The sequence below is a fragment of the Pseudomonas sp. GXM4 genome, from assembly GCF_008923895.1.
Lineage (GTDB): Bacteria > Pseudomonadota > Gammaproteobacteria > Pseudomonadales > Pseudomonadaceae > Aquipseudomonas > Aquipseudomonas atacamensis.
The window spans coordinates 1-20,690 of the sequence record NZ_WBRZ01000080.1; the positions used below are offsets into that span (position 1 = coordinate 1).

The following is a 20,690-nucleotide window of genomic DNA, read 5'->3' on the forward strand; positions in this document are numbered from 1 at the left end:
GGCATGCCATGGGCGCCGGAAAAAGTCATTTGCAAAAGTCCGGATATTCCTTAGAATATGCGGCCTTTCGGGCACCCATGCCCGCTGTGCATTTAGATTTGCAGCACCGACTACAGGAACGATGTTCACATGCTAACAATCCGTCTTGCCCTTGGCGGCTCCAAAAAGCGCCCGTTTTACCACCTGACCGTAACCGACTCGCGTAACCCGCGTGACGGCTCCCACAAAGAACAGGTTGGTTTCTTCAACCCTGTTGCCCGTGGTCAGGAAATCCGTCTGTCCGTGAACCAAGAGCGCGTTGCCTACTGGCTGAGCGTTGGTGCACAACCTTCTGAGCGCGTTGCTCAGTTGTTGAAGGAATCTGCCAAGGCTGCGGCCTGAGCAATATGAACGCGACGCCAGCCCCTGCCGATGATTTGATCGTTATTGGCAAAATTTATTCTGTTCATGGCGTTCGCGGCGAAGTGAAGGTTTATTCCTTTACTGATCCGACTGAAAACCTGTTGCAGTACAAAACCTGGACGCTCAAGCGCGAAGGCAATGTCAAACAGGTCGAGCTGGTCAGTGGACGCGGGAGCGACAAGTTCCTGGTCGCCAAGCTCAAGGGTCTCGATGATCGTGAAGAAGCTCGTCTTCTGGCCGGTTATGAGATCTGCGTGCCGCGCAACCTGTTCGCTGAATTGACCGAAGGCGAGTACTACTGGTACCAGCTGGAAGGTCTGAAGGTCATCGACACCCTTGGGCAACTGCTCGGGAAAATCGATCATCTTCTGGAAACCGGCGCCAATGATGTAATGGTCGTCAAGCCTTGCGCTGGCAGCCTGGATGATCGCGAACGCCTGTTGCCCTATACGGAGCAATGCGTGTTGGCCGTCGACCTGGAAGCGGGCGAGATGAAGGTGGATTGGGACGCGGACTTCTGAACGTGGCTAACTTGCGCGTAGAAATGATCAGTTTGTTTCCCGAGATGTTTTCCGCCATTGGCGATTACGGCATCACCAGTCGTGCGGTCAAACAGGGGCTCTTGCAGCTGACCTGTTGGAATCCGCGAGATTACACGACGGATCGGCATCACACTGTGGACGATCGTCCGTTTGGCGGTGGTCCGGGCATGGTGATGAAGATCAAGCCCCTGGAAGATGCGCTGGCTCAGGCCAAGGCAGCAGCCGGGGAGGCGGCGAAGGTGATTTACCTGTCCCCCCAAGGCCGTCAACTGACTCAGTCGGCGGTACGCGAGCTGGCACAATCGGATGCATTGATCCTGATTGCCGGCCGCTACGAAGGCATTGACGAGCGCTTTATTGAGGCTCATGTCGATGAAGAGTGGTCGATTGGCGACTATGTACTGTCTGGTGGCGAGCTGCCGGCCATGGTCCTGATCGATGCGGTTACACGACTGCTGCCTGGAGCTTTAGGGCATGCGGATTCCGCTGAGGAAGATTCCTTTACGGATGGTCTGCTGGATTGCCCGCACTACACCCGACCGGAGGTGTATGCGGATCAGCGTGTTCCCGACGTGTTGCTGAGTGGCAATCACGCGCATATCCGGCGTTGGCGTTTACAGCAGTCCCTTGGTCGGACCTATGAACGACGCGCCGATCTTCTGGAAAGCCGCTCGCTTTCTGGAGAAGAGAAGAAGCTGCTCGAGGAATACATCCGCGAGCGGGACGATAGTTAACAACGTATCGATGGTAGATCGAACGATTTACCTTAGGAGCACAGCATGACCAACAAAATCATCCTTGCACTCGAAGCAGAGCAGATGACCAAAGAAATCCCTACCTTCGCCCCAGGCGACACTATTGTCGTTCAGGTGAAAGTGAAGGAAGGCGATCGTTCCCGTCTGCAAGCGTTCGAAGGCGTTGTAATCGCCAAGCGTAACCGCGGCGTGAACAGTGCGTTCACCGTTCGTAAAATCTCCAACGGTGTTGGCGTAGAACGTACTTTCCAGACCTACTCCCCGCAGATCGACAGCATGGCTGTTAAACGTCGCGGTGACGTACGTAAAGCCAAGCTGTACTACCTGCGCGACCTGTCGGGTAAAGCAGCACGCATCAAGGAAAAACTGGCTTAAGCCCAGCTTCCGATGCAGAAAAAAGCAGCCTACGGGCTGCTTTTTTGTTGCCCGGGATTTGTGCTGCAAGGATCTTCAGTCTGTCTGTGACCCAGTCGCGGCCTTCGCGAGCAGGCTCGCTCCCACAGGAATACAGTGGGAGCGAGCCTGCTAGCGAATCGATCCATCAGGCGCTGGAACCTTCTGGTTGAATCAACGCCAGCAACGTCCATCCAGCCCCAGGCTTCAGCGCCGTTTCCGGCGTCACCACATGCACCCAGCCGCTGTCATCACGCATGAACAGCAAAGTTGCGCGATTGCCGTGCAGCGCCCGGTAATCATCCCAGCCAAACCCATCCGTCAAGGTTGTGCTGTACAGCTCGGCACCCTGGCCCATCTGGCCGGCCAGTTTCGAATAGGTCAGTGCCTCACTGCCCAACTGATTGCCCCGGTGTTCCAGGCTCGCCCGATGTTTATTGCTGCGGCGGCTTTCATGGCCGCTGGCCAGACCGAACAGGCGCTGATGACCGAAGTCATGACGAAAGCGCATCGCCGCCAATGTGTTCAGCTCGCCCGACGGTGACAGCGCCAGCAAATGCCCCAACCCCACCAGGTCCAGATGCGCGTCAGCATGCTGCGACGCCGGGTTGCCGAAATAGGTCGGCAAGCCTTCCATGCGTGCCGCGCGGATATTCTCCCAGCTCGAATCGGTCAGCAGTACGCGACTGCCCAGTTGCTGCAGCGACTTGCCCAATGCGCGGGCCGGGCCATTGGCACCAACGATCAGAAAACCGCTCGGCGCCGGTTCGGCGACCTTTAACAGCCGTGCCAGCGGTCGAGCCGTTGCGCTTTGCAAAACCACGGTGCCGATGATTACCGCAAAGGTCAGCGGCACCAGGAGCAGGGCGCCTTCATGTCCGGATTCATCCAGGCGAATCGCGAAAATCGCCGAGACAGCCGCAGCGACGATCCCGCGCGGCGCGATCCAGCACAGCAGCGCCCGTTCACGCCAGCTGAGACTGGAGCCGGCGGTGCTGAGCAAAACATTCAACGGACGGGCGATCAGCTGGATCACCAACAGCAGAATCAACACCAGCGGTCCCAGGCCAAGCAAAGCGTCCAGGTCCAGGCGCGCCGCGAGCAGGATGAACAGCCCGGAAATCAGCAATACGCTGAGGTTTTCCTTGAAGTGCAGGATGTGCCGCACGTCCACGCCTTTCATGTTGGCCAGCCACATGCCCATCAGGGTCACCGCCAGCAGTCCGGACTCATGCATCACCTGGTTGGCACCGATGAAGATCGCCAGCACGGCTGCCAGGGAGGCCAGGTTATGCAGGTATTCCGGCAGCCACTGACGCCGGATCACCGTCCCCAGCAGCCAACCCCCGACGACACCAAACACGGTGCCGCAGAGAATCACCCCGCCGAAGGTGAAGAGGCTTTGCTTGAGGCCATGGCCTTCAGCGCTGGCGATGATGAAGCTGTACACCACGACGGCGAGCAGAGCGCCGATCGGATCGATGACGATGCCTTCCCAGCGCAGGATGTTGGCAATCGAAGCTTTTGGCCGCACCACCCGCAGCATCGGCACGATTACGGTCGGACCGGTGACCAGCGTCAGGCTGCCAAACAGAATCGCCAGCATCCAGTCGAAGCCCAGCAGAAAGTGCGTGGCGACCGCGATGACGATCCAGGTCGAGATCGCACCGAGGGTCACCAGGCGATGGACGACGCTGCCGATCTCTTTCCATTCCGACAGGTGCAGGGTCAGGCTGCCTTCAAACAGGATCAGCGCCACTGCCAGCGACACCAGTGGCATCAGCAGCGGGCCGAACATTTCCTGCGGGTCGAGCCAACCCAGCACCGGGCCTGCAAGAATGCCGGTCAGCAACAAAAAAAGAATGGCTGGCAGCTTCAGGCGCCATGCCAGCCACTGACAACCCAGCGCCGCCGCGCCGATCCCGCCAAATGCCAAGAGAATTTGCTGCTCGTTCATTGATGCTCCCTGTTCCTTGATCTGGCTGGCTATGAAAGACTAGCGGCCATTCCCGTCGTTCACTGTCTATTTGCGTGCAGTGTTAAAAACTGCCTGCCCCGAGCACCCATGCCTGCCATCGACCATCCGCTGATTGATCAATTTCTCGACGCTTTATGGCTGGAGAAAGGCCTGTCCGACAACACCCGCGACGCCTATCGCAGCGACCTCGCGCTGTTCAACGGCTGGTTGCAGGAAAAAAATCTCGAACTGATCAATGCCGGTCGCGAATTGATCCTCGATCACCTAGCGTGGCGGCTGGAGCAAAACTACAAGCCGCGCTCCACCGCGAGATTTCTCTCCGGGGTGCGTGGCTTTTATCGCTATCTGTTGCGGGAAAAACTGATCAGCGTCGACCCGACGTTGCGCGTCGACATGCCGCAACTGGGTCGGCCGTTGCCCAAGTCGCTGTCGGAAGCCGATGTCGAAGCACTGCTCAAGGCGCCGGATCTGAGCGAAGCCATCGGCCAGCGCGACCGCGCGATGCTGGAAGTGCTGTACGCCTGTGGCCTACGGGTGACCGAACTGATCAGCCTGACGCTGGAGCAGGTCAACCTGCGCCAGGGCGTATTGCGGGTGATGGGCAAGGGCAGCAAGGAGCGTCTGGTGCCGATGGGCGAGGAGGCGATTGTCTGGGTCGAGCGTTATATGCGTGATGGTCGTGGTGAATTGCTCGGTGGGCGACCCAGCGATGTGCTGTTCCCCAGCCAGCGCGGCGAGCAGATGACCCGGCAGACGTTCTGGCATCGCATCAAGCATCAGGCCAAGGTCGCCGGGATCAGCAAGTCGCTGTCGCCGCACACCTTGCGCCACGCGTTCGCCACACACCTGCTCAACCATGGCGCGGACTTGCGCGTGGTGCAGATGCTGCTCGGCCACAGCGACCTGTCTACGACGCAGATCTATACCCACGTCGCCCGCGCCCGCTTGCAGGACTTGCATGCCAAGCACCACCCACGCGGCTGACACATCCCATAATGTTGAAACACTGACCTGTGCCGAGGGGATTTCTCCCCGTTCGGCTGCGCAGCAGTCGCAAACCCGGCTGGCTCGATTTTGACTGGAAGATCGCGGTGGATGGTTCAGGGCTGCTTCGCAAACGATCGGGGATAAATCCCCTCGCCACAATAATGCGTGTCAGCCACATGTGGTCGTGGGTCAGTTGTACAAGCATGAAGATGTGTCAGTTGCACATGAGTGTGTGGCGACAGGCGCATTCGGCCCTCGTGACCTTATGTGTTAGGCTTTGCCGGTTTGCACGATGGACGGTTATGACCCGGTGTTTCGCACGGGCGTTCTGACCGTTTCATTGGCCCGCCCTCAGGAGTACTCATGCGTCTGACCCAGATTTTCGCCGCCGCCGCCATTGCGTTGGTGAGCACCTTTGCCGTCGCCGACGACGCGGCTGACAAAGCCATTCGTCAAAGCCTGGAAAAACTCGAACTCGAGGTTCCGGTCGAGAGCATCAGTGCCAGCCCGTTGCCTGGCATGTACGAAGTCAAACTCAAAGGCAGCCGCGTGCTGTACGCCAGCGCCGATGGCCAGTACATCGTGCAGGGCAACCTGTATCAGCTGGCGAATGGCAAACCGGTCAACCTGACCGAGAAGACCGAACGCCTGGGCATTTCCAAACTGATCAATGCCATCCCGGTGGCCGAAACCGTTGTCTACCCGGCCGTGGGCGAGACCAAATCGCACATCACCGTGTTCACTGACACCACTTGCCCGTACTGCCACAAACTGCACGCCGAAGTGCCAGAGCTGAACAAGCGCGGCATTGAAGTGCGCTACGTGGCGTTTCCGCGCCAGGGCCTGAATTCGCCGGGTGACGAGCAGCTGCAAGCAGTGTGGTGCTCGAAAGACAAGAAAGCCGCCATGGACAAAATGGTCGATGGCAAGGAAATCAAGGCCGCCAAGTGCGATAACCCGGTTTCCAAGCAATTCGCCCTCGGTCAGTCGATCGGCGTGAACGGTACACCGGCCATCGTTTTGGCCGACGGCCAGGTCATTCCGGGCTACCAGCCGGCGCCACAAGTCGCCAAACTGGCGCTGGGCGCGAAGTAATTCGCATCGTCACGGGCAACCGTTGACGATCGTGGTCCGGCGGCAACAGCGCCGGGCCATCAACAGAGAGCCGCGAGCACGCGGTTGTTTTCCGGCCGACCCTGCGTCGGCCGTTTCATGGGGAGTTCACAGTGAATCCGGTCAAAGTAGGCATCTGTGGGTTAGGGACCGTCGGTGGCGGTACCTTCAACGTACTTCAGCGCAACGCCGAGGAAATTGCTCGTCGTGCCGGGCGTGGAATCGAAGTGGCACAGATTGCCACGCGCACGCCAAAGCCTCAGTTCCAGACGACCGGTATTGCGATTACCAACGATGTCTTCGAAGTGGCCACGAACCCTGAGATCGACATCGTCATAGAGCTGATGGGCGGCTACACCGTTGCCCGCGAGCTGGTACTCAAGGCCATCGAGAATGGCAAGCATGTGGTCACCGCGAACAAGGCGCTGATAGCCGTTCACGGTAATGAGATTTTCGCCAAGGCACGCGAGAAGGGCGTGATCGTGGCATTCGAAGCAGCGGTGGCCGGTGGCATTCCGGTGATCAAGGCGATCCGCGAAGGCCTGTCCGCCAACCGCATCAACTGGGTTGCCGGGATCATCAACGGTACCGGCAACTTCATCCTCACCGAAATGCGCGAGAAGGGCCGTACGTTTGAAGACGTACTCGCCGAAGCGCAAGCGCTGGGTTACGCCGAAGCCGACCCGACCTTCGACGTCGAAGGCATCGATGCCGCGCACAAGCTGACCATTCTCGCGTCGATTGCCTTCGGCATTCCGCTGCAATTCGACAAGGCTTACACCGAAGGCATCACCAAACTGACCACCGCCGACGTCAACTACGCCGAAGCGCTGGGCTATCGCATCAAGCACCTCGGCGTGGCGCGCAGCACTGACGCCGGCATCGAGTTGCGCGTGCACCCGACGCTGATTCCGGCCGATCGCCTGATCGCCAACGTCAACGGCGTGATGAACGCAGTGATGGTCAACGGCGACGCCGCCGGTTCGACGCTGTTCTACGGTGCCGGCGCTGGCATGGAGCCGACCGCTTCCTCGGTGATCGCCGATCTGGTCGATGTGGTTCGCGCGATGACTTCCGACCCGGAAAACCGTGTGCCGCACCTGGCCTTCCAGCCGGACTCGCTGTCGGCGCATCCGATCCTGCCGATCGAAGCGTGCGAAAGCGCTTACTACCTGCGCATTCACGCCAAGGATCATCCGGGCGTACTGGCGCAGGTGGCGAGCATCCTGTCGGAGCGCGGCATCAATATCGAATCGATCATGCAAAAGGAAGTCGAAGAGCATGACGGCCTGGTGCCGATGATCCTGCTGACCCACCGCGTGGTCGAGCAGCGCATCAACGATGCGATCACCGCGCTGGAAGCACTGGCTGGCGTCGACGGCCCGGTTGTACGGATCCGTGTCGAACATTTGAACTAAAAAGCAGCGGCAAGCTTCGAGCGGCAAGTGGCAAGAGAGAAGCAGTCTGGCTTTTACTTGCGACTTGCAGCTTGCAGCTTGCAGCTCAAACCGAAGGTTTGAAAAAAATGCGATATATCAGTACTCGCGGCCAGGCCCCGGCCCTGAATTTCGAAGAGGTCCTGCTGGCCGGTCTGGCGACCGACGGCGGTCTGTACGTCCCGGAAAACCTGCCACGTTTCACTCAGGAAGAAATCGCTTCCTGGGCCGGCCTGCCGTATCACGAACTGGCCTTCCGGGTGATGCGCCCGTTTGTCACCGGCAGCATTCCGGATGCCGATTTCAAGAAAATTCTCGAAGAAACCTACGGCGTGTTCGCGCACAGCGCCGTGGCGCCACTGCGTCAGTTGAACGGTAATGAATGGGTGCTTGAGCTGTTCCACGGCCCGACCCTGGCGTTCAAGGACTTCGCCCTGCAACTGCTCGGTCGTCTGCTCGATTACGTGCTGGAAAAGCGCGGCGAGCGCGTGGTGATTGTCGGTGCCACCTCTGGTGACACCGGTTCTGCGGCCATCGAAGGCTGCAAGCACTGCGAAAACGTCGACATCTTCATCCTGCACCCGCATCAGCGCGTATCGGAAGTGCAGCGTCGGCAGATGACAACGATCTTCGGCGAGAACATCCACAACATCGCCATCGAAGGCAACTTCGACGACTGCCAGGAAATGGTCAAGAACAGCTTCGCCGACCAGAGCTTCCTCAAAGGCACACGTCTGGTGGCGGTGAACTCGATCAACTGGGCGCGGATCATGGCCCAGATCGTTTACTACTTCCATGCGTCCCTGCAGTTGGGCGGTCCGGCGCGTTCGGTGTCGTTCTCGGTACCGACCGGTAACTTCGGCGACATCTTCGCCGGTTACCTGGCGCGCAACATGGGCCTGCCGATCAACCAGTTGATCGTCGCGACCAACCGCAACGACATCCTGCACCGCTTCATGAGCGGCAACCAGTACGTCAAGGAAACCCTGCACGCAACGCTGTCGCCGTCGATGGACATCATGGTCTCGTCGAACTTCGAGCGCCTGCTGTTCGACCTGCACGGGCGTAACGGTGCGGCGATTGCCGGCCTGATGGACTCGTTCAAAAAGGACGGCAGTTTCAGCGTCGAGCAAGAGCGCTGGACCGAAGCACGCAAGCTGTTCGATTCGCTGGCGGTGGACGATGCGCAGACCTGCGAAACCATCGCCGACATCTACGAGCAAACCGGTGAGGTGCTCGACCCGCACACTGCCATCGGTGTGAAAGCCGCGCGCGAATGCCGTCGCAGCCTGGATATTCCGATGGTCATTCTGGGTACTGCCCATCCGGTCAAGTTTCCTGAGGCAGTGGAGAAAGCGGGTGTAGGAAAAGCGCTCGAACTACCTGCACATCTTTCTGATTTGTTTGAGCGAAACGAGCGCTGCACGGTTCTGCCAAACGACCTGAAAGCCGTGCAAGCCTTTGTCAGCCAGCATGGCAACCGCGGCAAGCCGCTCTAAGCCAGTAAAAGCTGTCACATTTTGAAGCCCGTCTCCTGACGGGCTTTTTTGTTTCTGCTGCCACACTGCTCGGGTTTTCACCCACGAAGGACGGGTGAGTTGATCACGAAGGAAATGGCAATGCTGTTTTACAGAGGTTTGAAACCGGCACTGGGCTGGTTGTTTTTGTTGGCGGTGCTGGGGTGGACACACAGCGGCGTGGCAGCGCAAATGGCACTCGATCAGGCCAATGCGTCAGCCAGTGTCCAGGCTATCGAGCTGGATGCGCACGAGCAGCAATGGATACGTGACAACCCCAGAGTGACGGTGGCATCGGTGCAATATCCGTTGTACCTGTTTCAGGACGAACATGGCCAGTGGAGCGGTCTGAACAACGATGTGCTCAAGCGCGTCAGCGCAATGACCGGCCTGCAATTCGAGCACCAGGAATCGTTTTCTACCGACCATATGCTCGATCGCCTGCAAAGCGGGGTCGCGGACATCAGTACGACCTTGGCCATGAGTGATGATCGCAAGGCGTTTCTCGATTTCAGTCATGCTTTTGGAGGGGCAGGCTGGGTTTTTGTCGGACATGCCAATACCCCGCGGGTGGAGTCTTTCGAGCAACTGGCCAAGCGCGTTCTGGTGCTGCCCGCCCGTCATGCCCTGGAGGATGCGATTCGCCGCGATTATCCGTCGATTGAAATACGCTCGGTGAAAACCTACGCCGAAGCGCGGGCGCTGGTCGAGAGCGGTGAAGCCTACGCAACCATCGAAAACGAAATCGGCGCGCAGCTCTATCCGTTAGGCATGCTCAAGGTCGGTGCCCTGGTAGAGGGCAAGTGGGAAGCCGATCATCTGGCTGTACGAAAAGGCATGCCGCAACTACTGAGTATTCTCAACAAGGCGCTGGAAGCGTTCCCTGCGGCGGAGTTGCGGGCGATGCGTCTCAAGTGGCTGGCAGGCGTTTCGCCGCCGCCCGTGCCCTCCGTCTGGGAACGGCTGGTCGAGTGGGCATGTTGGGCGATGGGGGTAATCGGCGTTTTCGGAATGCTGTCGCTGGTGTGGAACAGGCGTCTGGCAGCCGTAATCAAGCTGCGCTGCGCAGCGGAAAAGGAGCTGGGTGATCAACTGGCCTTTCAGCACGCCCTGATCGATTCGATGCCGGATCCGGTGTTTGTCCGTGATCTGCACGGGCGCTTGATCATCTGCAATCGCAGTTACGAGGAAGCACTGTCGGTGCGCCTGGACCAGATGCAGGGGCGCCTGCTGATCGAAGTCGATGCGTTTCCGGAAACCACTGCGCGGATGCTGCACGATGAATTCATCGCCCAGTTGCAGACCCGCAAGTCGCGCTTCAGCAAACGACAACTGCTGTTCAAGGGCGGGTCTCGCGAGGTGTATCAGTGGACCGTGCCGTTTTACAGCGGTGACGGTAAATTGCGCGGCCTGTTGGGTGGCTGGACCGATATCACTCAGCGCAGGACCGAGAGCGGGTGTCGCTGTCTGCCGTAAAGAAGGGAAATGTCCTGCAAGACGCGGCTACTTTTCTGATGGGAGGCTTAAGACGCCTGCCCTAGAGTGAACGACAACTGCGGTGAGAGTCCGCGATGATCGCTCCAGAGGTCGCCCATGCGCTCGCTTAAAGTCCTGATTCTTGAACCCAACCCGTTTCAGCTGATGGCATTGCATCAAATGCTCAATGCCATCGGCATCTACGATGTATTGACCGCGCCTTCGCTGGCGTCAGCCTTGAGTTCACTGGGGCATCGCGGCGCGGTCGATATCGCCATCTGCGATCCGCAGCTCAAGGGTGGCGATGGGCTGGCTTTGATTCATCACTTGGCGGCGCACCATGAGGCGCGTGCCCTGATTCTGCTGGGCTCGGTCGCGCAGAGTTTGATGAGTGATCTGGAGCCGCTGCTCCGCCAGCAACGCCTGCGCCTGCTGGGACGGCTGCAAACGCCGGTTTCGGCGGTGTTAATGAGAGGTCTGCTGGACAGTTATCTGATCACCCCGCAGGAGCTCATCGAGGCCTGAAACCGGCGAATATTTTTCTGTCATCTTCGCCGTGCATGCTCTGTCAGACGCGGACCCGCAAGGTTGGGACGCGACAGGCAGAACTTTCTTCTCGGGCCGGTGGTCATTTAATGTGAACACGCCCCAGGCACTGTGTTTTCGGACTATTGAGTGGAGATCGAGATGGAAAGTATCAGTCTATTGCTCGGTGAGGCTCTGAGCCCGTATCAGGTGACGCTGACCCCTCGCGGCAGCCATGGTGAATGTCTGGTGACGCTGAAGAACAGCAGCGGCGCCATTGTGGTGGAACGCGAATTCAATCAGGCCCAGTTGAGCGACAAGCGCTTGCTGACCGACGTGGTGGACGGCCTGCACCGTGACGTGATGATCGCCGAAGGACGGCTGGAACCCTGCGTGATTGCGGCGTTGCGCAATGCAGCTCTGGACAAGCGTCCGGCCCTGTAAAGATGAAATATTTTTTGTGGGAACCTTCCTGCATCCCTGTCAGTCAGACCCCATAACAGCGAGATCAAGCATTGTGCTCCGGTGCTTGTCGCTTGCTGCTACGGGTCTCGAAGCAGACCCCGTTTAACCCCGAGTCGTCTCCCCACTTCTCGGGGTTTCTTTTGCCCGGCGTTTGCTCAATGCGCGGCTATGGCTTGAAAAACCGAAGCGCCCGGCGCTGCTCAAATGGCCCCGTCTTCACGCAGCCGAGCGATTTGCGCCGAGTCATAGCCCAGATCGCCGAGCACCTGCGCATTGTGTTCGCCCAACTGCGGCCCGACCCATTCGGATGAACCTGGGGTTTCGGAAAGTTTCGGCACGATGCCGGGCATCTTGAAGTCCTTGCCGTCCGGCAACTTGGCATGCAGGAACATCTCTCGCGCCAGATATTGCGGATCGTTGAACATGTCCTCGGCGCTGAAGATCCGGCTGACCGGTACGTCGGCCTGATTGAGCAAGTCGAGAACAGTCTGCAGCGGTAAGGAATTGACCCAGCGATCAATCACGCCATACAACTCGTCCCGGCGACTGTCACGCCCGTCGTTACTGGCCAGCAGTGGGTCGTTGGCAAGATCTTCGCGGCCAATCACGAGCATGAAGCGTTTGAAGATCGCATCACCATTGGCACCGATCTGTACATGTTTGCCGTCGGCGCTGGTGTGGATCGAAGAGGGCGTGATGCCCGGCATGATGTTGCCGCTGCGCTCGCGGATGAAACCGAACACGTCGAACTCCGGCACCATGCTTTCCATCATCGCGAAGATAGCTTCATACAGCGCAACGTCGACCACTTGGCCCAGCCCGCCGTTGACCTCGCGATGACGCAGCGCCATCAGCGCACCGATCACGCCCCACAGCGCGGCAATCGAATCACCGATGGAAATCCCGGTACGCACCGGTGGCCGATCTTCGAAACCGGTGATGTACCGCAGGCCGCCCATGGATTCGCCGACCGCGCCGAAACCTGGCTGGTCCTTCATCGGCCCGGTCTGACCAAAACCGGAGAGGCGCACCATCACCAGTTTCGGGTTCAGGGCGTGCAGGGTTTCCCAGCTCAGACCGAGTTTTTCCAAGACGCCGGGGCGGAAATTCTCGATGAGGATGTCGGCTTCGCCCAGCAGTTGTTTCAGGATCGCCAAACCGTCGGGGTGTTTCAGATTGAGGGTCAGCGACTTCTTGTTGCGCGCCTGGACGAACCACCACAACGAGGTGCCTTCGTACAATTTGCGCCACTTGCGCAGGGGATCGCCGCCGTCCGGCGATTCGATCTTGATCACCTCGGCGCCGAATTCGCCGCAAATGCGCGAGGCAAACGGCCCGGCGATCAGCGTACCCAATTCAATGACTTTCAGACCCGAGAGCGGTTTGCTGGTGAACGGCATGCGAAATCCTGTAGGACAAGGCTGAACGGATACAGGGTTTTAACATAGCCGGCTGTCAGACGCCGCAGCTGGATTGCCATCAATTCGATGATTGCCTGCGGCATCGGTTAGACTTGCCGACTTTCCTCGTATCAAGAAGCCCGTTCATGGCACAGCCGTCCACTACCTACAAATTCGAACTGAACCTCACCGACCTCGACCGCAGCGTCTACGAAAGCGTCAAGCAGACCATCGCCCGTCATCCTTCGGAAACCGAAGAACGCATGACCGTGCGGCTGCTGGCCTACGCGCTCTGGTACAACGAGCAGCTGTCGTTCGGCCGTGGTCTGTCAGACGTGGATGAACCGGCCTTGTGGGAAAAGAGCCTGGACGACCGTGTCCTGCACTGGATCGAAGTCGGTCAGCCGGATGCCGATCGCCTGACCTGGTGCTCGCGCCGCACTGAACGCACCAGCCTGCTGGCCTACGGCAGCCTGCGTGTCTGGGAAACCAAGGTGATCCCGGCGATCAAGAACCTGAAAAACGTCAACATCGCAGCTGTTCCGCAGGAAGTGCTGGAGACCCTCGCCAAGGACATGCCGCGCGTTATCAAATGGGACGTGATGATCAGCGAAGGCACAATCTTCGTCACCGACGACCGCGGTCAGCACGAAGTCCAGTTGCAGTGGCTGCAAGGTGAGCGCGGCTGAGGTCGTGACACCGCTGATATTTCCCACGAATCAAAGAGAAGCCTCCGTCGCCCCATGCGTATCGAACCTCGTCAACTGCCTGCCACGCTGCCTTTCCTTGGTGATCTGCCGCCACTGCTGACCCGCCTGTACGCGGCGCGGGGCGTGCAATCGGAAGCGGAGCTGGACAAAAGTCTGGCGCGCTTGATCCCGTTCCAGCAGCTCAAAGGCATTGATGCGGCGGTTGACCTGCTGGTGACGGCATTGGAGCAACGCCAGCGCATTTTGATCGTCGGCGACTTCGATGCGGACGGCGCCACCGCCAGCACCGTCGGTGTACTCGGCCTGCGCCTGCTGGGCGCTGCGCATGTCGATTATCTGGTGCCGAACCGTTTCGAATACGGCTATGGCCTGACGCCGGAAATCGTCGAAGTCGCGCTGACCCGTGAACCGCAACTATTGATCACCGTCGATAACGGCATCTCCAGCGTCGAAGGCGTCGCGGCGGCCAAGCGCGCCGGACTGAAAGTGTTGATCACCGACCACCACTTGCCCGGCGATGAACTGCCGCAGGCCGATGCGCTGGTCAATCCGAACCAGCCGGGCTGCGAGTTTCCGAGCAAGGCGCTGGCCGGCGTCGGAGTGATCTTTTACGTACTCATGGCGTTGCGTGCGCGTCTGCGCAGCCTCGGCTGGTACGAGAGCAAACCGCAACCGAACATCGGCGAACTGCTCGATCTGGTGGCGCTGGGCAGCGTCGCTGACGTGGTACCGCTGGATGCCAACAACCGCATTCTTGTGCATCAAGGGCTGGAGCGGATTCGCGCCGGCCGGGCGCGGCCGGGGATCAAGGCGATCCTCGAAGTCGCCAAGCGAGAGGCTGCGCGGATCACTTCCACCGACCTGGGTTTTATCGTCGGCCCTCGCCTGAACGCCGCCGGACGTCTGGACGACATGAGCCTGGGCATCGAATGTCTGCTCACCGCCGACGCCAATCTGGCGCGGGAAATGGCTGCGCAACTGGACGGCATGAACCAGGATCGCAAATCCATCGAGCAGGGCATGCAGCGCGAAGCGCTGGCGCAGCTCAAGGATCTGCCGGTCGAGTCGATGCCGTTCGGTCTGTGCCTGTTCGACCCGGAGTGGCACCAGGGTGTGATCGGCATTCTCGCTTCGCGCATGAAAGAGCGCTATTTCCGCCCGACCATTGCTTTTGCCGATGCCGGTGATGGTCTGCTCAAAGGCTCCGGTCGCTCGGTGCAGGGCTTCCATATTCGCGATGCGCTGAGCGTGGTCGCGGCGCAGCATCCGAACCTGATCGCCAAGTACGGTGGCCACGCGATGGCCGCTGGTCTGACCTTGCCGCAGGAGAATTTTCCGTTGTTCGCCGAGGCTTTCGACGCTGAAGTGCGTAGGCAACTTCGCGAAGAAGACCTCACCGGGCGCATGTTGTCGGACGGCACGCTGGCCGTCGAAGAATTCCACCTCGAACTGGCCCGCGCCTTGCGCCACGCCGGGCCGTGGGGGCAGCATTTTCCCGAGCCGCTGTTTCACGGTGTGTTTCAACTGGTCGAGCAGCGCGTGGTTGGCGAACGGCATTTGAAAGTGGTGCTGAAAAGCGAATGCGGCTCGGTGAAACTCGATGGCATCGCATTTGGCATTGATCGCGATGTGTGGCCGAACCCGACGATTCAATGGGTTGAACTGGCTTACAAGCTCGACGTCAACGAGTTTCGTGGCAACGAGACTGTGCAGTTGATGATCGCCCACATCGAACCGCGTTAAGCCATTCGCGAGCAGGCTCGCTCCCACAGGTACGGTGCTTCCTTGTGGGAGCGAGCCTGCTCGCGAAAGCGTCCTTTCACACACAGAATTACTCTGAACCCTCCGTCATCTCCGGTTGTCGACTAGGCTCTAAGCACTGCTTGATTGGCCTTGTGACGTCTTGTCGAATTTTTGCCCGCGGGGGCGGGTGCTGCACCCTTTTTCTGTCACTCGTCGACTTTTCAAACAGAACCCTGGAGCCTGCCCACTGATTCGAGAGGTGCCCCATGAGTCTGCTGCTTGAACCCTTTACCCTGCGCCAACTGACCCTGCCCAACCGCATCGCCGTGTCGCCGATGTGCCAGTACTCCAGCGTCGACGGCTTGGCCAACGACTGGCACCTGGTGCACCTGGGCAGCCGCGCGGTGGGCGGTGCCGGTCTGGTTTTCACCGAAGCCACGGCGGTGACCGCCGACGGGCGCATCACCGCCGAAGACCTTGGACTGTGGAACGACGAACAGATCGAACCGCTGCAACGCATCACTCGCTTCATCACCGCCCAGGGTGCGGTCGCCGGTATTCAACTGGCCCACGCCGGGCGCAAGGCCAGCACCCACCGGCCGTGGATCGGCAAGCATGGCAGTGTCAAACCCGAGGATGGCGGCTGGACCCCGGTCGGGCCATCGCCGATTGCTTTCGATCCGCAGCACACCCAGCCGAAACAGCTCGATGAAGGGCAGATCGCCGAAGTGATCCAGGCCTTTGTCGACGCGGCCAAGCGCGCGCTGACGGCGGGGTTCAGCGTGGTCGAGGTGCATGCCGCGCACGGCTATCTGCTGCATCAGTTTCTTTCGCCGCTGAGCAACCAACGTCGCGATCAGTACGGTGGTTCGTTCGAGAATCGCATCCGTCTGGTGCTGCAAGTCACTGAAGCGGTGAGGGCGGTATGGCCGGAGGAATTGCCAGTGTTTGTCCGCGTCTCGGCGACCGATTGGGTCGAAGACGGCTGGAATCCGGACGAAACCGTGGAACTGGCGCGGCGCCTTCACACGCTGGGCGCCGATCTCATTGACGTGTCTTCAGGAGGGACAGCTGCAAACGCGGAGATTCCGGTCGGACCCGGATATCAGACGCGCTTTGCCGAGCGGGTACGCAAAGAGTCAGGCATTGCCACCGGCACTGTCGGCATGATTACCGAGCCCGCCCAGGCCGAGCACATTCTGCGTACCTGTCAGGCCGATATCATTTTCCTCGCCCGAGAGCTGCTGCGCGATCCGTACTGGCCGCTGCACGCCGACGATGATCTGGGCGGGCGCAAAGCAGTGTGGCCGGCGCAGTATCAGCGCGCGACCCATCGGGATCAGCCGATTCATGAATCGGATTTGCGCGATTGATTGAAGGCTGGAAAGCAAAAGCCCCGAGCCGGTGAGGGTCGGGGCTTTGGTTTGTCTGGTCCGGCCTCGCTGTCTGCGCTGCCGTCATCGCGGGCAAGCCCGCTCCCACAGGTTCGAGTCGACTACAGGTCTTGTGATCAACTCACCACTGTGGGAGCTGGCTTGCCAGCGATGAGGCACTGGCAGGCGCTACAAAACCTCAAGGGTATTTACGCTTGTCCGGCGCCGGCGGGAAATACTGGTACAGCCAGGTCTCGCTCAACGTGCGGTCATTGGTGCGAATGAACAGGCGCAGTTCCACCGGCTCGACGCTGTCATTGGTCGGGTACCAATCGAACAGGATCCGATAACCCTTGATGTCATCCAGCACCAGCACGCTGAAGTCCTGCACCTTGCCGTTGGAACAGGTAATCACTGGCTCGATCCCGGTGCCCTGTGGCAGGCGCTCAAGGCCGCCACCGGTGAAGTCCACGGCAAAACGGCGCGCCCAGACTGGCGGGTAGTGCTCACCCGGCGCCCAACCCTCGGTGAAGCCGCCCATGCCCGAACGCGTAGCGTGCACCCGTGCCAGTGGCGTGCCGACCGGTGGCAGCGCGCTCCAGTACAGCTTGTACCCGTAGTTCAGCGAATCACCGGCAGCCACGGGTTTCTTCGGCGTCCAGAAGGCGACGATGTTATCCAGCGTCTCGCCGGTCGTAGGAATTTCCAGCAGATCGATCGAGCCTTCGCCCCATGCGGTTGTCGGTTCTACCCACAGGCTCGGGCGCTTGCTGTACCAGTCGACAGTGTCCTGATAGTTGGCGAATTCGTGGTCGGTCTGCACCAGGCCGAAACCCTTCGGGTCCTTGTCGGCAAATGCGTTGAATTGCAGCGTCGCCGGGTTGTTCAACGGACGGCAGATCCACTCGCCATTGCCGCGCCACATGGCCAGGCGATCGGAGTCGTGGATTTGCGGGTGAATGGTGTCGCACATGCGCCGTTCGTGGGTGCCGCAGCTGAACATGCTGGTCATCGGCGCCACGCCCAGTTGTTCGATAGTGGTGCGTGCGTTGATGTGCGCGTCGATTTCCATGACCACGCGCTCGGCTTGGCAATCGATGTCGAAGCGATAGGCGCCAGTAGCGCTCGGCGAGTCGAGCAGGGCGTAGACCACAAAACGTGTGGCGTTCTTGTCAGGCGTCTCGAACCAGAACTTGGTGAAGTCGGGAAACTCTTCGCGTTTCTTCGCGTAAGTGTCGATGGCCAGGCCGCGCGCCGAGAGGCCATATTGGCCAGTGGCATCGACCGCACGGAAATAGCTGGCGCCGAGAAACGACACCACGTCATGCCGATCCAGCTCCGGCGCCTTGAACAGTTTGAAGCCGGCAAAACCCAGGTCGCCCTTGAGCTGCTGGGTGTCGACCGAAGTGTTCTCGTAATTGAACAGCGCCGGGCGGAAGTGCACTTCGCGCGCCATGCGCGTCTTCGGATCAACGCTGTACATGCGCACCGGTTGACGGAAACCCATGCCGACGTGGAAGAACTGCACGTCCAGCTGACCTTTGTTTTCCTTCCACAAGGAATGCTCGCCGTCGTAGCGGATCGCGTTGAAGTTCTGCGGAGTCATGGTCGCCAGGGTTGGCGGCAACACCTGTTTCGTATCCTGATAGGCACTGCCGGCGAGCTGCTTGGCCTGACGCTTCAATGCTTCGAAATCGAAGGCCTGGGCCTCGCCATCGGCGGCGGCGCCATTGGCTGCCCAAGCGCGGGCGGCCAACAGGCCCGACGCGGAAAGACCGGTATAGGCCGCAATGGCCATGGACGCTTTGAGCAAATTCCTGCGGTGCATAAATACAACCTGTCGTGTGCAATCCAGCGCCGTTCCTGGCACCTGTCGGATCGGAAATTACGGTTCGGTCATGCCTTCGGCCAAACGCAACGGACTATAAACAGATGCCCGCTAGCTTAATCGGTTCGATTGTCGGGCAAAAAGGCTTGTTTGCGTTGAGTCATCTGGCAATGAAACAAGACATGTCTGTAATTTTTCTGACAGGGTTCTCTGATTTAGAGGGCATATCTGCTTTTTTCGATTAATTACTCTAAAAACCACTTTTCAACGCCGATTTAATTCCTATTCTATGGGCAAGACCGGATACAAGCCTTCGTGCCGGCGGGGCACACGACGCTGCTCGAAGAGGCAGGGCGATGTGAGGTTCAGCAGTTTCTTGACTCAATAGAGAAGGACATCGTCCATGGCAAAAATACAGAGCATCACCGAAATGTTGGGCATCTTCCCTTGCTTGGGCGGCGGGCGCAGAAGACGCCGTCTCAACTCCGAAGAATTGAAGCTGGTGGAGCGTTATCGAGAGCTATCGGAAAGCGACCGGATCGCCATGCGCTATCTGGTGGATGCGATGCGGAGTGTTTCGCGATTCTAAGGGGGAGGGGAGAAGGGGGCAGGCCGAGAAGCCTGCCCCTTTTTCATTTGCGTAACGCTCGAAACATGCCCTTCTGAGTGGCGAGCAACATCTCGAAGCACACTCGCAGGTCGGGGTCGGGCACTTTCGAACTAGGCTGAGGGCCTTAGATCCGGATAACCCTTGTTTGGAGACGGAACATGAACACCCGTGGATTGCTCGATCAACTGCTCAAGTCCGGGCAGGAAATGCTGCAGAACAAGACTGGTGGCGCTTCCAACAAGTCGGCTGCCAGCGGACTGGGCGGTTTGCTCGGTGGCTCGTCTGGCTCCAGCGGCCTCGGCGGCCTGCTGTCCGGCGCGGGCGGCGGCGCATTGGCCGCGGGCGCGATGGGCCTGCTGCTCGGCAATAAAAAGGTCCGCAAGGTCGGCGGCAAAGTCGCCATCTACGGCGGCCTCGCCGCGCTGGGCGTGCTGGCCTACAAGGCCTACGGCAACTACAACGCTCAGAAAGGCAGCGCACCACAACGCGAACCACAAACGCTCGACCGCCTGCCACCCGCGCAAGTCGAAGAACACAGTCAGGCGATCCTCAAAGCCCTGGTCGCCGCCGCCAAGGCCGACGGCCACATCGACGAGCGCGAGCGCGAACTGATCGAAGGCGAATTCACCAAACTCGACAACGACCAGGAACTGCAACACTGGCTCCACGCCGAACTCAACAAACCCCTCGACCCCACCGACGTCGCCCGCGCGGCGAGCACGCCGGAAATGGCGGCGGAGATGTACATCGCCAGTGTGATGCTGGTGGATGAGGAGAATTTTATGGAGAAAAGCTATCTGGATGAACTGGCGCGGCAGTTGAAATTGGAGCCGGGGTTGAAGGTGGAGTTGGAGAGGCAGGTGCGGTTGGCGGCAGATTGATTCTATGGGGTGAGAAATCGCAGTGTTGTGCTGCGATTTTTCCTGTGTCGCTTATTGAGGCGTCAATACAGATTTAGCTCGGAAAGCCGTTTTTAATCTTTTTGATTCGTGAACAATGATGTAATCAAGCCTCAATCATAAAGTCTTCAATTCTTTCAATGAATTCGATTTTGCTTTTGGTTCTGAATTCACCTAGAAACTTTTCGGAGTTTTTGATTGGCTCACCTCTTCTATCGTATTCGATCGTTAGCATATCAATCACAAATTCTCCGTCGGGATCCCCTTCGGGCTCGACTCTCGTGTCAAAGCAATGGCCGGTACTCTGGCGGACTCCTCCGATCAGTACCGAACTAGAGAACCAGTTGCAAGTCTCCGGTGTCAGCTCCACCTCAAACAGATTGTTGATTGTTATTGTCCAGCCGCTTGGTACTCGGATGGGTTGGAGTTTGTATTCGAGTTTTGATCTCATTGGGTCTCTCCGAATCTTCGCATTCGTGAATACTTTGCGCTGATCATTCAAACGATAATCGTGCTTACTGCAGCGTTGAATAAATGC

Annotated in this window: 20 protein-coding genes; 16 read left to right on the forward strand and 4 right to left on the reverse strand. The window is 59.2% G+C overall.

Annotated features, from left to right (window positions below; genetic code table 11):
• The first annotated feature begins 129 nt into the window (after positions 1–129).
• The 4 genes from rpsP to rplS are packed head-to-tail and all read left to right on the forward strand — an operon-like array spanning position 130 to position 2,074.
• Positions 130–381, forward strand: coding sequence for a 30S ribosomal protein S16 (gene rpsP / locus F8N49_RS12600; RefSeq protein WP_003185073.1), 252 nt, complete (start codon positions 130–132; stop codon positions 379–381).
• A 5-nt stretch (positions 382–386) separates the two neighbouring features.
• Entirely contained in the window at positions 387–923 is a 537-nt protein-coding gene (gene rimM / locus F8N49_RS12605; RefSeq protein ID WP_016771538.1) for a ribosome maturation factor RimM, read from the forward strand.
• A gap of 23 nt (positions 924–946) precedes the next feature.
• Positions 947–1,678, forward strand: coding sequence for a tRNA (guanosine(37)-N1)-methyltransferase TrmD (gene trmD / locus F8N49_RS12610; protein ID WP_178116975.1), 732 nt, complete (start codon positions 947–949; stop codon positions 1,676–1,678).
• Between the two features lie 45 nt (positions 1,679–1,723).
• Positions 1,724–2,074 (forward strand): 50S ribosomal protein L19, encoded by a 351-nt coding sequence (rplS, locus tag F8N49_RS12615; RefSeq protein ID WP_003175895.1) that lies wholly within the window; start codon positions 1,724–1,726, stop codon positions 2,072–2,074.
• A 166-nt stretch (positions 2,075–2,240) separates the two neighbouring features.
• Here rplS and F8N49_RS12620 read toward each other — a convergent pair whose 3' ends face one another.
• Positions 2,241–4,049 carry a sodium:proton antiporter gene (locus F8N49_RS12620; protein WP_151551640.1) on the reverse strand — a complete coding sequence of 603 codons (1,809 nt, stop codon included), beginning with the start codon at positions 4,047–4,049 and terminating at the stop codon, positions 2,241–2,243.
• Between the two features lie 108 nt (positions 4,050–4,157).
• On the opposite strand from F8N49_RS12620, the gene xerD reads away from it, so the two are divergent.
• The 7 genes from xerD to F8N49_RS12655 all read left to right on the forward strand — a co-directional run bounded on the left by xerD (position 4,158) and on the right by F8N49_RS12655 (position 11,568).
• The gene (xerD, locus tag F8N49_RS12625) at positions 4,158–5,054 is read left to right on the forward strand and encodes a site-specific tyrosine recombinase XerD (protein ID WP_071174488.1); all 897 of its coding nucleotides are present in this window, start codon (positions 4,158–4,160) and stop codon (positions 5,052–5,054) included.
• Between the two features lie 366 nt (positions 5,055–5,420).
• The gene (dsbC, locus tag F8N49_RS12630) at positions 5,421–6,152 is read left to right on the forward strand and encodes a bifunctional protein-disulfide isomerase/oxidoreductase DsbC (protein ID WP_016771534.1); all 732 of its coding nucleotides are present in this window, start codon (positions 5,421–5,423) and stop codon (positions 6,150–6,152) included.
• A 131-nt stretch (positions 6,153–6,283) separates the two neighbouring features.
• Positions 6,284–7,588, forward strand: a complete 1,305-nt coding sequence (locus F8N49_RS12635; protein ID WP_024011722.1) for a homoserine dehydrogenase — start codon at positions 6,284–6,286, stop codon at positions 7,586–7,588.
• A gap of 107 nt (positions 7,589–7,695) precedes the next feature.
• On the forward strand, positions 7,696–9,105 hold the full coding sequence (gene thrC, locus F8N49_RS12640) for a threonine synthase (protein ID WP_110646993.1): 1,410 nt from the start codon (positions 7,696–7,698) through the stop codon (positions 9,103–9,105).
• A gap of 120 nt (positions 9,106–9,225) precedes the next feature.
• On the forward strand, positions 9,226–10,599 hold the full coding sequence (locus F8N49_RS12645; protein ID WP_073473603.1) for a transporter substrate-binding domain-containing protein: 1,374 nt from the start codon (positions 9,226–9,228) through the stop codon (positions 10,597–10,599).
• Between the two features lie 117 nt (positions 10,600–10,716).
• Positions 10,717–11,124 (forward strand): response regulator, encoded by a 408-nt coding sequence (locus F8N49_RS12650; protein ID WP_016771531.1) that lies wholly within the window; start codon positions 10,717–10,719, stop codon positions 11,122–11,124.
• 162 nt (positions 11,125–11,286) lie between these two features.
• A complete protein-coding gene (locus F8N49_RS12655; RefSeq protein ID WP_016771530.1) occupies positions 11,287–11,568 on the forward strand; it encodes a DUF3509 domain-containing protein in 282 nt (93 codons plus the stop codon).
• Positions 11,569–11,789: 221 nt separating this feature from the next.
• Here F8N49_RS12655 and F8N49_RS12660 read toward each other — a convergent pair whose 3' ends face one another.
• On the reverse strand, positions 11,790–12,989 hold the full coding sequence (locus F8N49_RS12660) for a CaiB/BaiF CoA-transferase family protein (protein ID WP_122747651.1): 1,200 nt from the start codon (positions 12,987–12,989) through the stop codon (positions 11,790–11,792).
• A 146-nt stretch (positions 12,990–13,135) separates the two neighbouring features.
• On the opposite strand from F8N49_RS12660, the gene F8N49_RS12665 reads away from it, so the two are divergent.
• The 3 genes from F8N49_RS12665 (at position 13,136) to F8N49_RS12675 (ending at position 16,815) form a co-directional block, all read left to right on the forward strand.
• The gene (locus F8N49_RS12665; protein WP_007908961.1) at positions 13,136–13,678 is read left to right on the forward strand and encodes a YaeQ family protein; all 543 of its coding nucleotides are present in this window, start codon (positions 13,136–13,138) and stop codon (positions 13,676–13,678) included.
• Between the two features lie 54 nt (positions 13,679–13,732).
• Entirely contained in the window at positions 13,733–15,442 is a 1,710-nt protein-coding gene (gene recJ, locus F8N49_RS12670; RefSeq protein WP_016771527.1) for a single-stranded-DNA-specific exonuclease RecJ, read from the forward strand.
• Positions 15,443–15,708: 266 nt separating this feature from the next.
• Entirely contained in the window at positions 15,709–16,815 is a 1,107-nt protein-coding gene (locus tag F8N49_RS12675; protein ID WP_039759093.1) for an NADH:flavin oxidoreductase/NADH oxidase, read from the forward strand.
• Positions 16,816–17,014: 199 nt separating this feature from the next.
• On the opposite strand, the gene F8N49_RS12680 is transcribed toward F8N49_RS12675, so the two are convergent.
• On the reverse strand, positions 17,015–18,643 hold the full coding sequence (locus tag F8N49_RS12680; protein ID WP_151551642.1) for a glucan biosynthesis protein D: 1,629 nt from the start codon (positions 18,641–18,643) through the stop codon (positions 17,015–17,017).
• A gap of 403 nt (positions 18,644–19,046) precedes the next feature.
• On the opposite strand from F8N49_RS12680, the gene F8N49_RS12685 reads away from it, so the two are divergent.
• Both F8N49_RS12685 and F8N49_RS12690 read left to right on the forward strand, forming a co-directional pair.
• Complete coding sequence (locus F8N49_RS12685; RefSeq protein WP_041478186.1) at positions 19,047–19,232, forward strand: hypothetical protein; 186 nt, start codon at positions 19,047–19,049, stop codon at positions 19,230–19,232.
• Between the two features lie 179 nt (positions 19,233–19,411).
• Complete coding sequence (locus F8N49_RS12690; RefSeq protein ID WP_095180453.1) at positions 19,412–20,134, forward strand: tellurite resistance TerB family protein; 723 nt, start codon at positions 19,412–19,414, stop codon at positions 20,132–20,134.
• Between the two features lie 124 nt (positions 20,135–20,258).
• Here F8N49_RS12690 and F8N49_RS12695 read toward each other — a convergent pair.
• The coding region (locus F8N49_RS12695; protein ID WP_218574845.1) for a hypothetical protein at positions 20,259–20,690 on the reverse strand (432 nt) is incomplete at its 5' end.

Coding starts and splice junctions, on each gene's coding strand:
- xerD (WP_071174488.1), top strand. CDS start 4,158: ATGCCTGCCATCGACCATCCGCTGATTGATCAATTTCTCGACGCTTTA.
- F8N49_RS12680 (WP_151551642.1), bottom strand. CDS start 18,643: ATGCACCGCAGGAATTTGCTCAAAGCGTCCATGGCCATTGCGGCCTAT.
- F8N49_RS12650 (WP_016771531.1), top strand. CDS start 10,717: ATGCGCTCGCTTAAAGTCCTGATTCTTGAACCCAACCCGTTTCAGCTG.
- thrC (WP_110646993.1), top strand. CDS start 7,696: ATGCGATATATCAGTACTCGCGGCCAGGCCCCGGCCCTGAATTTCGAA.
- F8N49_RS12685 (WP_041478186.1), top strand. CDS start 19,047: ATGGCAAAAATACAGAGCATCACCGAAATGTTGGGCATCTTCCCTTGC.
- F8N49_RS12660 (WP_122747651.1), bottom strand. CDS start 12,989: ATGCCGTTCACCAGCAAACCGCTCTCGGGTCTGAAAGTCATTGAATTG.
- rpsP (WP_003185073.1), top strand. CDS start 130: ATGCTAACAATCCGTCTTGCCCTTGGCGGCTCCAAAAAGCGCCCGTTT.
- F8N49_RS12675 (WP_039759093.1), top strand. CDS start 15,709: ATGAGTCTGCTGCTTGAACCCTTTACCCTGCGCCAACTGACCCTGCCC.
- F8N49_RS12690 (WP_095180453.1), top strand. CDS start 19,412: ATGAACACCCGTGGATTGCTCGATCAACTGCTCAAGTCCGGGCAGGAA.
- rimM (WP_016771538.1), top strand. CDS start 387: ATGAACGCGACGCCAGCCCCTGCCGATGATTTGATCGTTATTGGCAAA.
- F8N49_RS12620 (WP_151551640.1), bottom strand. CDS start 4,049: ATGAACGAGCAGCAAATTCTCTTGGCATTTGGCGGGATCGGCGCGGCG.
- rplS (WP_003175895.1), top strand. CDS start 1,724: ATGACCAACAAAATCATCCTTGCACTCGAAGCAGAGCAGATGACCAAA.
- F8N49_RS12645 (WP_073473603.1), top strand. CDS start 9,226: ATGCTGTTTTACAGAGGTTTGAAACCGGCACTGGGCTGGTTGTTTTTG.
- dsbC (WP_016771534.1), top strand. CDS start 5,421: ATGCGTCTGACCCAGATTTTCGCCGCCGCCGCCATTGCGTTGGTGAGC.
- F8N49_RS12665 (WP_007908961.1), top strand. CDS start 13,136: ATGGCACAGCCGTCCACTACCTACAAATTCGAACTGAACCTCACCGAC.
- F8N49_RS12655 (WP_016771530.1), top strand. CDS start 11,287: ATGGAAAGTATCAGTCTATTGCTCGGTGAGGCTCTGAGCCCGTATCAG.
- trmD (WP_178116975.1), top strand. CDS start 947: ATGATCAGTTTGTTTCCCGAGATGTTTTCCGCCATTGGCGATTACGGC.
- recJ (WP_016771527.1), top strand. CDS start 13,733: ATGCGTATCGAACCTCGTCAACTGCCTGCCACGCTGCCTTTCCTTGGT.